The sequence below is a fragment of the Neoaquamicrobium microcysteis genome, assembly GCF_008180155.1.
Taxonomy (GTDB): domain Bacteria; phylum Pseudomonadota; class Alphaproteobacteria; order Rhizobiales; family Rhizobiaceae; genus Aerobium; species Aerobium microcysteis.
In genome coordinates, this window is the sequence record NZ_VSZS01000060.1 from 93,417 (window position 1) to 106,964 (window position 13,548).

General features: G+C 65.4%; 12 protein-coding genes. 11 read left to right on the forward strand and 1 reads right to left on the reverse strand.

Translation table 11 applies throughout. The features are described from left to right. From FY036_RS08750 to gndA, 10 genes are all read left to right on the forward strand, one after another. Positions 1 to 1,149 (forward strand): acyl-CoA dehydrogenase family protein, encoded by a 1,149-nt coding sequence (locus FY036_RS08750; RefSeq protein ID WP_148914337.1) that lies wholly within the window; start codon positions 1 to 3, stop codon positions 1,147 to 1,149. Then, complete coding sequence (locus FY036_RS08755) at positions 1,149 to 2,774, forward strand: AMP-binding protein (RefSeq protein ID WP_148914338.1); 1,626 nt, start codon at positions 1,149 to 1,151, stop codon at positions 2,772 to 2,774. Before FY036_RS08750 ends, FY036_RS08755 begins: the two co-directional genes overlap by 1 nt. Before the next feature lie 181 nt (positions 2,775 to 2,955). Next, a complete protein-coding gene (gene kynA / locus FY036_RS08760) occupies positions 2,956 to 3,774 on the forward strand; it encodes a tryptophan 2,3-dioxygenase (RefSeq protein ID WP_148914339.1) in 819 nt (272 codons plus the stop codon). 117 nt (positions 3,775 to 3,891) lie between these two features. Beyond that, on the forward strand, positions 3,892 to 5,037 hold the full coding sequence (locus tag FY036_RS08765) for an ABC transporter substrate-binding protein (RefSeq protein ID WP_148914340.1): 1,146 nt from the start codon (positions 3,892 to 3,894) through the stop codon (positions 5,035 to 5,037). Between the two features lie 203 nt (positions 5,038 to 5,240). Continuing rightward, positions 5,241 to 6,164 (forward strand): branched-chain amino acid ABC transporter permease, encoded by a 924-nt coding sequence (locus FY036_RS08770; RefSeq protein WP_148914341.1) that lies wholly within the window; start codon positions 5,241 to 5,243, stop codon positions 6,162 to 6,164. A 10-nt stretch (positions 6,165 to 6,174) separates the two neighbouring features. Continuing rightward, a complete protein-coding gene (locus FY036_RS08775; protein ID WP_148914456.1) occupies positions 6,175 to 7,155 on the forward strand; it encodes a branched-chain amino acid ABC transporter permease in 981 nt (326 codons plus the stop codon). Further along, on the forward strand, positions 7,148 to 7,912 hold the full coding sequence (locus tag FY036_RS08780; protein ID WP_148914342.1) for an ABC transporter ATP-binding protein: 765 nt from the start codon (positions 7,148 to 7,150) through the stop codon (positions 7,910 to 7,912). Before FY036_RS08775 ends, FY036_RS08780 begins: the two co-directional genes overlap by 8 nt. Further along, positions 7,909 to 8,595 (forward strand): ABC transporter ATP-binding protein, encoded by a 687-nt coding sequence (locus tag FY036_RS08785; RefSeq protein WP_148914343.1) that lies wholly within the window; start codon positions 7,909 to 7,911, stop codon positions 8,593 to 8,595. Before FY036_RS08780 ends, FY036_RS08785 begins: the two co-directional genes overlap by 4 nt. Positions 8,596 to 8,645: 50 nt before the next feature. Next, positions 8,646 to 9,056: a RidA family protein gene (locus FY036_RS08790; RefSeq protein ID WP_148914344.1), complete on the forward strand. Its 411-nt coding sequence runs from the start codon at positions 8,646 to 8,648 to the stop codon at positions 9,054 to 9,056. Between the two features lie 161 nt (positions 9,057 to 9,217). Continuing rightward, positions 9,218 to 10,639, forward strand: a complete 1,422-nt coding sequence (gene gndA / locus FY036_RS08795) for an NADP-dependent phosphogluconate dehydrogenase (protein WP_148914345.1) — start codon at positions 9,218 to 9,220, stop codon at positions 10,637 to 10,639. 187 nt (positions 10,640 to 10,826) lie between these two features. Here the strand turns inward: gndA and FY036_RS08800 are convergent, their stop codons facing one another. Next, positions 10,827 to 11,879 carry a LacI family transcriptional regulator gene (locus FY036_RS08800; protein WP_407941147.1) on the reverse strand — a complete coding sequence of 351 codons (1,053 nt, stop codon included), beginning with the start codon at positions 11,877 to 11,879 and terminating at the stop codon, positions 10,827 to 10,829. A gap of 402 nt (positions 11,880 to 12,281) precedes the next feature. Between FY036_RS08800 and FY036_RS08805 the strand changes: the two genes are divergently transcribed. Continuing rightward, positions 12,282 to 13,520: an ABC transporter substrate-binding protein gene (locus FY036_RS08805; RefSeq protein ID WP_148914346.1), complete on the forward strand. Its 1,239-nt coding sequence runs from the start codon at positions 12,282 to 12,284 to the stop codon at positions 13,518 to 13,520. Positions 13,521 to 13,548 lie beyond the last annotated feature (28 nt).

Genomic DNA, 13,548 nt, shown 5'->3' on the forward strand with positions numbered 1-13,548 from the left:
ATGCCTGACCGCTCATTCCTTGACTGGCCGTTCTTCGAGGACCGTCACCGCGAGCACGCCGAGCGCCTCGATGCGTGGTGCGAGGCAAACCTGCCGGTCGACCACTCCGACATCGACGCCGCCTGCCGCAAGCTCGTCGCCATGCTGGGCGAGGCCGGCTGGCTTCAGCCTACCGCCGTCGATCCGACCGATCCGCATCCGCTCGATGTGCGTAAGCTTTGTCTTACGCGTGAAACGCTTGCCCGCTACGATGGCCTTGCAGACTTCGCTTTTGCCATGCAGGGCCTCGGCACCGGCGCGATCAGCCTGTTCGGCACGCCCGAGCAGCGCCGGTGGCTGGATAGGACCCGTTCCGGCAAGGCGATCTCCGCCTTCGCGCTGTCCGAGCCCCGCTCCGGATCCGATGTCGCCAACATGGAGATGACCGCCACGCGCGACGGCGGCGACTATGTGCTTTCTGGCGAGAAGACCTGGATTTCAAACGGCGGCATCGCCGATGTCTACTGCGTTTTCGCCCGCACCGGCGAGGGCCCGGGCGCGAAGGGCATCTCGGCCTTCGTCGTGCCCGCCGACACGCCGGGCCTCACCGTTGGCGAGCGCATAGAGGTCGTCGCGCCGCATCCGTTGGCAACGCTCTCCTTCGACGACGTTCGCGTGCCCGCTTCCGCGCTTATCGGCAAACCCGGCGAAGGCTTCCGCATTGCCATGTCTGTGCTCGACGTGTTCCGCTCAACCGTTGGGGCTGCGGCCCTCGGCTTCGCACGCCGCGCGCTGGATGAAAGCGTGGCGCGCGTCCGCGATCGCCGGCTTTTCGGCGCGCCTTTGTTCGACCTGCAGATGGTGCAGGGCCACGTCGCCGACATGGCGCTGGATGTCGATGCCGCGGCCCTGCTCGTCTACCGCGCCGCGTGGACCAAGGATGCAGGCGCGCCGCGCGTCACGCGCGAGGCCGCGATGGCCAAGCTCTACGCGACCGACCGCGCGCAGCAGGTCATCGACAAGGCGGTGCAGCTTCACGGCGGCGACGGCGTGCGCAGGGGGCACATCGTCGAGAGCCTCTATCGCGAAATCCGGGCCCTGCGCATCTATGAGGGCGCGTCCGACGTCCAGAAGGTCGTCATCGCGCGGCAGGTTATGGGAGCAGGATGATGCAGTTCGGTCCCACCGCCCACACAGACACGTTCACGCGAGACAGTCTCCCGCCGCTCGACCAGTGGCCGGCGCTCCCGCAGGCCGGTTTCGACTATCCGGAATACCTGAATTGCGCGGTCGAACTCACCGACCGTATGGTCGAGAAGGGATTCGGCGACCGCACCGCGCTGATCGGCAACGGCCGCCGCCGAACCTACAAGGAGCTTGCCGACTGGACCAACCGGCTCGCCCGCGCGCTGGTCGAGAACTACGGCGTCAGGCCCGGCAACCGCATCCTCATACGCGCGCCGAACAATCCGGCGATGGTCGCCTGCTGGCTGGCCGCCACCAAGGCCGGCGCTGTGGTGGTCAACACCATGCCGATGCTGCGCGCCGGCGAACTCGCCAAGATCGTCGACAAGGCGGAGATCTCGCTGGCGCTGTGCGACACGCGCATCAAGGACGAGATCGTCGCCTGCGCCAAGGACAGCCGCTTTCTGAAACAGGTCGTGGGCTTCGACGGCACAGCCAACCACGATGCCGAGCTCGACCGCGCGGCTCTCGACAAGCCGGTCACCTTCGACGCTGTGAAGACCGGCCGCGACGATGTCTGCCTGCTGGGCTTCACCTCAGGCACGACCGGGGTGCCTAAAGCGACGATGCACTTCCACCGCGACGTGCTCATCATCGCAGACGGTTATGCGAAGGAAGTGCTGGGCGTTACCCCAGACGACGTGTTCGTCGGTTCGCCGCCGCTCGCCTTCACCTTCGGCCTCGGGGGGCTGGCGGTGTTCCCGCTGCGCTTCGGCGCGGCCGCGACACTTCTGGAAAGTGCTACCCCGCCCAACATGATCGAGATCATCGAGAAGTACAAAGCGACGATCTCGTTTACCGCCCCCACCGCCTACCGGGCCATGATGAAGGCGATGGACGAGGGGGCGGATTTGTCGTCGCTTCGCATCGCGGTGTCCGCTGGAGAGACGCTGCCAGCCCCCGTCTATGAAGAGTGGACGCAAAAAACCGGCAAGCCGATCCTCGATGGCATCGGCGCGACCGAGATGCTGCACATCTTCATTACCAACCGGCTCGACGATCGTGCGCCGGGCGTCACCGGCAGGCCGGTCACAGGCTACGAGGCGAAGATCGTCGACGAGGACATGAACGAGGTGCCGCGCGGGCAGGTCGGCCGTCTGGCCGTTCGTGGGCCGACAGGCTGCCGTTATCTCGCCGACGCGCGCCAGGCCGACTACGTCCGCGACGGCTGGAACCTGACCGGCGACAGTTTCATCCAGGATGAGGACGGCCGCTTCCGCTTCGCCGCGCGCTCCGACGACATGATCGTGTCTGCCGGCTACAACATCGCCGGCCCGGAGGTCGAAGCAGCGCTGCTGTCCCACGACCTCGTCATGGAATGCGCGGTCATCGGCGCCGACGACGGCGAGCGCGGCCAGATCGTCGAGGCGCATGTGGTTCTAGTCGCGGGCGTTCCCGCCGATGCCGGGACAGTCAAGCTGCTGCAGGAGCACGTCAAGGCGACGATCGCGCCCTACAAATACCCTCGCTCGGTAAAGTTCGTGGCGTCGCTGCCGAAGACCCAGACCGGCAAGATCCAGCGCTTCCGCCTTCGGGAGGAGCAGCAGTGAACGTGGCCCCAAACGGTACCTCCACCCCTTACCCCTCCCCTCAAGGGGGAGGGGGCCGCCGACGCCGCAGAATCCCCCTCCCCCTTGAGGGGAGGGGTAAGGGGTGCGGGTATGACGGTGCCTCTCCCTTCCAGAGGGGAGAGGATAAGCGTGAGGGGCAGCGCTGCGGGAGAAGCATTCCATGACCGATCACGGCGCACAGACCGACTTCCGCGGCCGCATGTCCTATGCCGACTATCTGCATCTGGAAAAGGTGCTCCACGCGCAGGAGACGCTGTCGTCCTCGCCCGACGAGCTTCTTTTCATCATCCAGCACCAGACCTCCGAATTGTGGATGAAGCTCGCCATCCACGAGATTTCCTCGGCGCTGGAGGCGATGCGCGCTGACGATCTGCGCCCCGCCTTCAAGATGCTCACGCGCGTCGCGCGCATCTTCGAGCAGTTGAACAGCGCATGGGACGTGCTGCGCACCATGACGCCGTCCGAATACACCCGCTTCCGCGGCGCGCTCGGCCAGTCTTCGGGCTTCCAGTCGGCGCAGTATCGCGCCATCGAGTTTCTGGCCGGCAACCGCAATCTCTCTATGCTCAAGCCCCACGATCACCAGCCGGAGATCATGGGCAGGCTGGAGGGGATACTCGCCCGGCCCAGCCTCTACGACGAGGCGCTGGCGCTGCTTTCCCGCAACGGTTTCGACATCGGCGCCGACGCTGCGCGAACCGACTGGCGCGAGAGCCGGCAGCCCAATGCGGCCGTGCTTGCGGCTTGGCAAGCGGTCTATGCCGAGCCGGAGAAGTACTGGGCACTCTACGAACTGGCGGAGAAGCTGGTCGATTTCGAGGACTACTTTCGCCGCTGGCGCTTCAACCACGTCACGACCGTCGAACGCATCATCGGCCTCAAGCGGGGCACGGGCGGCACGGCGGGTGTCTCCTATCTCCGTCGCATGCTGGAGGTCGAACTCTTCCCCGAGTTGTGGACGGTCAGGACGGAGCTTTGAAATACCGGCCGCCAATGGCCCAACAACAAAAACACTGACGCGGACTGGCAATGCCGCCAGATTTTTTTCATCGTGCGGAACCCCAGAGGGTTCCTTGGGTAACAACGGGAGCAGGAAATGAAGAAGCTTATCGCCGCCAGCATTGCGGCACTTGCCATGGGCGTGTCGGGTATCGCGTCCGCCGAGCCGATCAAGATCGGCATGATAACGACGCTTTCGGGCGGCGGCGCAGGCCTCGGCATCGACGCGCGCGACGGTTTCATGCTGGCGCTCAAGAACGCCGGCGACGCGGCCGCCGAAATCGAGGTCGTCACCGAGGATGACGGCCAGAAGCCGGAACTCGCGGTGCAGATCGCCGACAAGATGATCCAGTCCGATCAGGTCGACATCCTCACCGGCATCATCTGGTCCAACCTGGCCATGGCCGTGGTTCCCAGCGCGGTGGCGCAGGGCAAGTTCTACCTGTCGGTCAATGCCGGGCCGTCGCCGCTCGCCGGCGCGCTGTGCAACGAGAACTACTTCAACGTCGCCTACCAGAACGACAACTTCCACGAGGCGATGGGCCAGTACGCCAGCGAAAACTACGAGAAGACCTTCATCATGGCGCCGAACTATCCGGCGGGCACCGATGCGCTCACCGGCTTCAAGCGGTTCTACGGTGACGATGTCGCAGGCGAGATCTACACCCAGGTCGGCCAGACCGACTACGCGGCTGAGATCGCACAGATCCGTGCGTCGGGTGCGGATTCGCTCTTCATCTTCCTGCCGGGCGGCATGGGCATCGCCTTCATGAAGCAGTACGCGCAGTCGGGCGTCGACATTCCGGTCATCGGCCCGGGCTTCTCGTTCAGCCAGGACGTTCTCCCCGCCATCGGGGAAGCCGCGCTCGGCGTGAAGAACTCCTCGTCCTGGGCGAAGGACCTCGACAACGAAGCCTCGAAGAAGTTCGTCGAGACCTTCCAGGCGGAGTACAACCGCCTGCCGTCGATCTACGCCGCACAGGCCTACGACACCGCCAATCTCATCGTCTCGGCGGCAGGCAAGGCCAGCGTCAAGGACGCCGAGGCGTTCCGCGCCGCACTCAAGGAAGCCGATTTCGACAGCGTTCGCGGCAAGTTCTCGTTCAACACCAACAACCACCCGATCCAGGACATCTACGTCACGGAAGTGGTGGACGAGGGCGGCGTGCTGACCAACCACATCATCGCCACCGCCTTCACCGACCACAAGGACGCCTACGCCGAACAGTGCCAGATGCAGTAGCGGCATCGACGCCCCCTCCACCGTCTACCGGCGGTCCTCCTTCCCCGTGAACCGGGAAGGATGAAGGTTGCGGCCCTCCGCGACCCGGTTCCTCCCCTGCGAAGCGGGGGAGGGGACCATGCGAAGCATGGTGGAGGGGGCGTAAGCCTACAGTTGAATTGTTCGCCACCACTGCGGCGGAATGACAAGGGCCGGAACCACCCGTGCAAACCGCACTCTTCATCGAACAGATACTCAACGGGCTCCAGCTCGGGGTAATGCTGTTCCTCATGGCAGCCGGGCTGACGCTCATCTTCGGCGTCATGGGGCTCATCAACCTCGCCCACGGCTCGCTCTACATGGTCGGCGCTTTCGCCTGCGCGGCGGTGGCGGCCGCGACCGGCTCGTTCTGGCTAGGGCTTGCCGCATCGCTTGCAGCGGCGGCCGCGGCCGGTGCGATCATGGAAATCCTTGTCATCCGAAGGCTTTATGAGCGCGACCATCTCGACCAGGTGCTGGCGACCTTCGCCCTCATCCTCATCTTTTCGGAAGGCACGCGCTGGCTGTTCGGCTCCTTCCCGCTCTATCTCGACATTCCGAAACTCTTGCAGGGCACGGTGCCCATACCCGGCGGCTCGCGCTACCAGCTCTACCGCCTCGCCATTATCGGCGTCGGGGTGGCCGTCGCCGTCGGCCTGTTCTTGCTCATCTCGAAGACGCGGCTCGGCATGCGCATCAGGGCGGGCGAAAGCGACCGCGAGATGATCGGGGCGCTGGGCGTCGACATCCGCACGCTCTACACCGTCGTCTTCGCGCTGGGTGCCGCACTCGCCGGGCTTGCCGGCGCGATGGTCGGCGCGCTGCAATCCGTGCAGGTTGGCATGGGTGAGCCTGTCCTCATCCTTGCCTTCGTAGTCATCGTTATCGGCGGTATCGGCTCCATCAAGGGGGCGCTGGTCGGCGCGCTTCTCGTCGGCCTCGTCGATACGATGGGCCGCTTCCTGCTGCCGCAGCTCTTCGGCATGCTCATGCCGCCGTCGCAGGCCGGTCTGGTCGGCGGCGCGCTCGCCTCCATGCTGATCTACATCGTCATGGCTTTCGTGCTGGCCATGCGCCCGCAGGGCCTTTTCCCGGCTGCGAAGGGCTGATGCGATGACGATCTCTCGCGAAACCGTCATCAACCTCGCTCTGGCGCTGCTGCTGCTCGCGATCCCTTATGCCGCGATCCAGCTCGGCAATCCGTTCTACGTCACGCTCGCCACCCGCATGGCCATCCTCGGCCTCGCCGCGGTCGGGCTCAACATCGCGCTGGGGCTGGGTGGGCTTGTGTCGTTCGGCCATGCAGCCTTCTTCGGCGTCGGCGGCTACGTCGCTGGTATCCTCGCCAGCCACGCCATGTCTATGCAGCCATTCAATTTCGGCTTGTTCACGCTGTCGGGCAGCAACCAGATGCCGGTCATCTGGTTGGTCGCGCTCGTTGCAGGCGGCCTGCTCGCCGCCGCCATCGGCGCGATCTCGCTGCGCACGTCCGGCGTCTACTTCATCATGATAACGCTCGCCTTCGCGCAGATGACCTACTACTTCGCCATCTCGTGGCCAGCCTATGGTGGCGAGGACGGGCTTTCGATCCTCATCCGCAACCAGTTTCCCGGCGTTAACACCATGGTGCCGCTCAACTACTTCCTCATCTGCTACGCGGTGCTCATCGCGGCGATCCTCGTCTCGATGCTGATCCGCGATTCGCGCTTCGGCGCGGCTCTGCAGGCCTCACGCCAGAACGAGGTCCGCGTCGCATCGGTCGGCATCGCGCCGTTCCGCATCCGGCTTGCCGCCTTCGTCATCTCGGGCATGATGACCGCGCTCGCAGGCGCGCTCTACGCAGACCTCAACCGCTTCGTCAGCCCGTCGATGCTGTCGTGGCATATGTCGGGCGAGTTCATCGTGCTCATCATCCTGGGCGGCGTCGGCCGTCTCTACGGGCCGGTCGCGGGCGCGATGCTGTTCGTCATGTTCGAGTTTCTGCTCGGCGGCATGACCGAGCGCTGGCAGTTCTTCCTCGGTCTCGTGCTGTTGGGCGTGGTGCTGTTTGCGCGCGGCGGCCTCATCGGGCTTCTGGCCGGGAGGGCGCGTCATGGTTGAGTCGAGCGGGCCTGACGCGGTCCTGTCCATCCGCGACCTGTGCAAGAGCTTCGGCGCGCTCAAGGCGACCGACCACGTCTCGCTCGACCTGCGCGACGGCGAAATCCACGCCCTGATCGGCCCCAACGGCGCGGGCAAGTCCACGCTCATCCACCAGATCGCCGGCACGCTCCGGCCCGATGCCGGCGAGATCGACTTCCTCGGCCAGCCGGTCGGCCATCTGGGGGTGGCGGAGCGCGCGCGGCTGGGTCTGGGTCGCTCGTTCCAGGTCTCCTCGCTCGCGCCCGAGTTTTCGGCGCTGCGCAATGTGATGCTTGCGGTGCAGTCGCGGCAGGGCTCGTCCTTCCGCTTTTTCAGGCCCGTGATGCGCGACGCCTCGCTTGTCGATCCCGCAATGGCAGCACTCGAGCGCGTGGGGCTGAAGGACCGCGCCCGCATCCCGGCAGCCGAGCTCTCCCACGGCGAGCGCCGCCAACTCGAGATCGCGATAGCTCTCGCATTGGGCTCGCGCGCCTTCCTGCTCGACGAGCCGATGGCCGGCATGGGGCCTGAAGGCTCGCGCCAGCTCACCGGCTTCCTCGACCGTCTTCGCGGCGAAGCGCCCATCCTGCTGATCGAGCACGACATGGATGCCGTCTTCGCGCTGGCCGACCGCGTCTCGGTCCTGGTCTACGGCCGCGTCATCGCGTCCGGCAGCGTCGACGAGATCCGCAACGACGCGGAAGTCCGCCGCGCCTATCTGGGAGACCCGGCATGAGCCTGCTGCAGATCTCAGGTCTCGAAACCTTCTACGGCGCAAGCCAGGCTCTGTTCGGCGTCGAACTCGACGTTGCCGAGGGCGAGGTCGTCGCGCTCATGGGCCGCAACGGCATGGGCAAGACCACCACCATCCGCTCCATCATGGCGCTCACGCCGGCGCGCGCGGGCGAGGTCCGCTTCGCCGGCCGGACGATCCAGGCGATGAAGCCGCACCGCATTGCGCGGCTTGGGCTCGGTCTCGTGCCCGAGGGGCGCCGCTGCTTCCCGAACCTCACCGTCGCCGAGAACCTCACGGCTGCCGCGCGGCCCGGCCGCTGGACGCGCGGGGAGATCGACCGGCTGTTCCCCCGCCTTGCCGAGCGCCGCGACCAGATGGCGCGCACGCTTTCGGGCGGCGAGCAGCAGATGCTGGCCATCGGCCGTGCCCTGATGACCAACCCGTCGCTGCTCATCCTCGACGAGGCGACGGAGGGGCTTGCGCCCGTCATCCGCCACGACATCTGGAGCGTCATCCGCACGCTCAAGCAGGAGGGCCAGTCGATCCTCATCGTCGACAAGACGCTGGCGGAGCTTCTGCCTTCCGCCGACCGCTGCTTCGTGCTCGAAAAGGGGCGCACGGTGTGGACCGGCCATCCCGCCGAGCTCACGCCCGAACTACAGGACCGCTATCTCGGCGTCTGACGCCGCAACGAAGAGCGGGGCGGCAGGCCCCGCCATCGGAGGATTCCCGCATGACCGAAACCGCACCCCCCCACGAAATCCTTCACCCGGCAGGCTGGAAGAAGGCGTCCGGCTACGCCAACGGCGTCGCTTCCGAAGGTCGCACCGTATGGGTCGGCGGCCAGATTGGCTGGAACGGGCAGCAGGTCTTCGAGGCCAGCGACCTTGCCGGACAGACGCGGCAGGCGCTGGAAAACATCGTCGCCGTTCTCGCCGAGGCCGGCGGCCGGCCCGAGCATGTCGTGCGGCTGACGTGGTACGTGGTCGACAAGCGCGACTACCTCGCCAACCTCAAGGGCATCGGCGAAGCCTATCGCGCGGTCATGGGCCGACATTTTCCGGCCATGACGATGGTCCAGGTCGTCGCCCTCATCGAGGATGAGGCCAAGGTCGAGATCGAGGCGACGGCGGTCCTGCCATAGGCTCATAGCCATGTGCGGCTACGTTGCGTAAGCAATTGCTTACAATATAATTGTGCACTGCATCCGGCATGGCTGCCATGCGGCTGCCCCGGTTGACTGCTGAAACCTTGGGCGTCCATCATTGAGCCTGACGCCTCTCCATCCATCAACGGGAAAGTCTCATGTCCAAAGCGGAAATCGGTCTCATCGGCCTCGGGGTCATGGGCTCCAACCTCGCGCTCAACATCGCCGAAAAGGGCTATCCGATCGCGGTCTACAACCGCACTTCCTCGCGCACCGGGGCGTTCTTCGAGAATGCGGGTGACCTGCGCGAGAACATCGTTCCCTGCGCCACACTCGAAGAGCTGGTCGCCCAGATCAAGCCGCCGCGACCCATCATCCTTATGGTGCAGGCCGGCAAGGCGGTGGACGAGCAGATCGAGGTGCTGCGCGACCTGCTGCAAAAGGACGACATCATCATCGACGCGGGCAACGCCAATTTCCGCGACACCATTCGCCGCTTCGAGGAGCTTGAAGGCTCGGGCCTCACCTTCATCGGCATGGGCGTTTCGGGTGGCGAGGAGGGCGCGCGCCACGGCCCGTCCATCATGGTCGGCGGCAAGGAAGATGCCTACAAGCGCGTCGAGAAGGTGCTGACGGCGATCGCCGCGCGCTTCGAGGACGAGCCCTGCTGCGCCTGGCTTGGCGAGGGCGGCGCCGGCCACTTCGTCAAGACCATCCACAACGGCATCGAATATGCCGACATGCAGATGATCGCCGAGATTTATGGCATCCTGCGCGACGGCTTCGGCATGAAGGCCGGCGAGATCGGCGCGATCTTCAAGCGCTGGAACGAAGGCCGTCTCAACTCATACCTCGTCGAGATCACGGCGGCGGTACTGGAGGCGAATGATCCGCAGACCGGCAAGGCGATGGTCGATATGATCCTCGACCGCGCCGGCCAGAAGGGTACCGGGCGCTGGTCGGCCATCGAGGCGCAGATGATGGGCGTGCCGGCCACCGCCATCGAAGCGGCCGTCGCCGCACGCAGCCTGTCGGCCGAGAAAAGCCTGCGCGAGGCCGCTTCCGAAGCCTATGGCGAACCCGCGCCTGCCGGCGGCACGCCCGACGCCGCGTTCATCGACGATCTCGAACTGGCGCTTTTCGCCGGCAAGATCGCGGCCTACGCGCAGGGCTTCGCGGTGATGGCCGAGGCGTCTTCCGAGTTCAAGTGGAACCTGCCGATGCCCACCATCGCGCGCATCTGGCGCGCCGGCTGCATCATCCGCTCGCAGTTCCTCGGCACGCTGGCCCAGTCCTTCGAGGCTGATGCCGGTGCGGAGAACCTGCTGCTCATCGGCGATTTCGTGGCTATGATGAAGGAGGCGAACCCCTCGCTGCGCCGTATCGTCTCCCATGCAGCACTGGCGGGCCTGCCCGTGCCGGCGCTTTCGGCCGCGCTCGGCTATTTCGACGCCTTCCGGCAGGCCCGTGGCACCGCCAACCTCATCCAGGCCCAGCGCGACTTCTTCGGCGCACACGGCTTCGAGCGCATCGACGCGGAGGGTGAGCACCACGGCCCATGGGGTGGCAAGGCCGGATAAGTCTCGGCCGCCGCCCTCTCCTTCCCTTCGGGACACCCGCCCTGCTTCGCAGAGAGAAGGAGCCAGGGTTGTGTGCGGCCGCGACGCAGGATCTTCCCCCGTTAACGGGGGAAGGGGACCACGCGAAGCGTGGTGAAGGGGGTGTCGGCACGGGATGTTCCGCGTAACGTGAAGCGCGCTAGCGAACCTACCCCCTCGCCGGCCCTTCGACAGCACCCGGCAGTGCCAGTGTCTGGAGCCCCCGCGCATCGGCCCCGCCGATGGACGCGATCACCGCGCGCGCCAGCTCGCGGCCAGCAAGGCGGAAATCCTCGTTCACCACGATCAGGTCGCGGCGCACCATTTGCACCAGCTTGCTCGACTGCTTGGTGACGACATCGACATCCCGGCCCAGTACCAGCCCTGCATCCTCGATCGCTGCCGCCAGCGCGAACGCACCGGTGCCGCTGGAGCATACGAGCCCGTCGGGGCGCGAGCCCTCGCGCAGCAGGCTCAGCGCGCGTTCGCGGATCCGCTCGACCGGCTGGTCGATCCACGTGTCGCCCAGAGATGCCTCGCTGGCACCCGTCTCTGCCAGTCCGCCGGCAAACCCGTCGCGCGTGTGCTGGTGGTAGGTGTAGCCCGGCGGCGGGGCCAGCAGCGCCAGCCGCCTTCGGCCGCGCGCCGCGAGCGTCTTCACCGCCTCCAGCGCGAATGCGTGATTGTCGAAATCATGCCAGGGATGCTCGACCCCCATATGCGTGCGGCCATGCGTGGCGAAGGGAAAGCCGTGCTCGCTCATATAGCGCACGCGCGCGTCGTTCGGCTCGGTCTGCGATATGATGATCCCGTCGGCCGAGTGCGTCTCCACCACATAGCGCACCGGGTCCATCGGGTCGTTGCGGCTCGAATAGGGCGTCAGGATCAGGTGGTAGGGCGAGTTGGCCAGTTCTGCCGACACGCCGTAGATGATGTCGGAGATGAAGCCCATAAGCTGTTCGTCGGTGTTCAGCACCAGCGAGATCACGTTGGTCTTGCCCGTGCGCAGGCGAACGCCGGCCCGGTTGGGCCGATAGCCAACCTGCCGGGCCACCAGTTGCACGCGCTTCTTGGTCTCCACGCCGATATCAGGCGCATCCTTCAGCGCCCGCGACACGGTGGTCACGCCCAGCCCCGTCATGAAGGCGATCGTCTTCAGCGTCGGCCGCCCGGCTTCCGCCGTACCGCCTCTGTCGATCTCGCTGCTGTCTTCCATTGCCATCTTTGCCCATCCCTTGCGGCGCATGGCTTACTTCATGCGCGACAGAGACGCCAGTGCGGCGGTTCGTGTCCAAACTGTAACGTTACAGTGATGATATTCGATTGAACAGGCAGGGCGGTCATTTTCATCTGCATATCGCCTGTCGAGCGACGCCGCGGCAGGCTTCGCGGACGCAAGTGATGCGGCGCACCATGCCGGTGAATCAGGCACTTAACGGCAAAAAAGCTCCGCAATCGCTGCAATGCAGCAATCGTGACTCGTGGTTTCTCACGGCATTCGATTCCCAGGGCTTTTATTCGGGCTGCGAAAAAAATCGCCTCGCTGGTCCGATTCACCGTTGCGCTCCCTTTCCGATTGCCCTAGCCTTCCACCTGTAACGTTACAGTTTCAGGGAGGAATATGATGCGTTATAGGCTCCTCACGGCCGCTCTCGGTGCGACGGCCGCACTCACAATCTCCGGACCATCACAGGCCACGGATCTCGAAGTCACACATTGGTGGACCTCCGGCGGCGAAGCGGCTGCGGTCGCCGAATTTGCCAAGGCGTTCGACGCCACGGGTCACAAATGGATCGACGGCGCCATCGCCGGCTCCGGCGGCACGGCCCGCCCGATCATGATCAGCCGGATCACCGGCGGCGACCCGATGGGCGCCACCCAGTTCAACCACGGACGCCAGGCGGAAGAGCTTGTCGAGGCAGGTCTCATGCGCGACCTCACCGACATCGCGGAAGCCAATAACTGGAAAGAGGTGGTTCATCCCGCCTCGCTGCTCGATTCCTGCACGCTCGACGGCAAGATTTACTGCGTCCCCGTGAACATCCATTCCCAGCAGTGGCTGTGGCTGTCACACAAGGCGTTCGAGGATGCCGGTGTACCGGTGCCCACCAACTGGGACGAATTCGTCGCCGCTGCGCCCAAGCTCGAGGAAGCCGGCAAGATTCCGCTGGCGATGGGCCAGCAGCCTTGGCAGACGTCGCTGGCCTTCCAGGTTCTCGTTGTCGCCCTCGCCGGCCAGGACGCCTACAACAAGATCTACGGCGACAAGGACGCAGAGGTCGCCGCCAGTCCCGAGCTTGCTAAGGTCTTCGAAGCGGCAGACCAGGCGCGCTCCATGGCAGCGAAGTCCAACGTGCAGGATTGGAACCAGGCTACGAACATGGTCATCACCGGCCAGGCCGGCGGGCAGATCATGGGCGATTGGGCGCAGGGCGAATTCCAGGTCGCGGGACAGGTCGCCGGCGAGGATTATTCCTGTCTGCCCGGCCTCGGCGTGAACGAGGTCATCCAGACGGGCGGCGACGCGTTCTACTTCCCCGTCCTTGCCGACGAGGAAAAGAGCGCTGCTCAGGCGGACCTCGCTGCTCTGATGCTTTCTCCGGAAGTGCAGGTCGCCTTCAATCTCAAGAAGGGCTCACTGCCCGTCCGCGGCGACGTCGATCTCGACGCTGCGAATGACTGCATGAAGAAGGGTCTCGACATCCTGGCCAAGGGCAACATCATCCAGTCGCCCGACCAACTCATGTCGGCGGATTCGCTCACCCGGGTGAACGACCTGTTCGTCGAGTTCTTCAACAACACGAGCATTACGGCCGAAGACGCTCAGAAGCGGTTTGTCGACATCGTCGCCAGCGCGGACTGATATCGCTCTCCGTGTGCCCCGCCTTCCA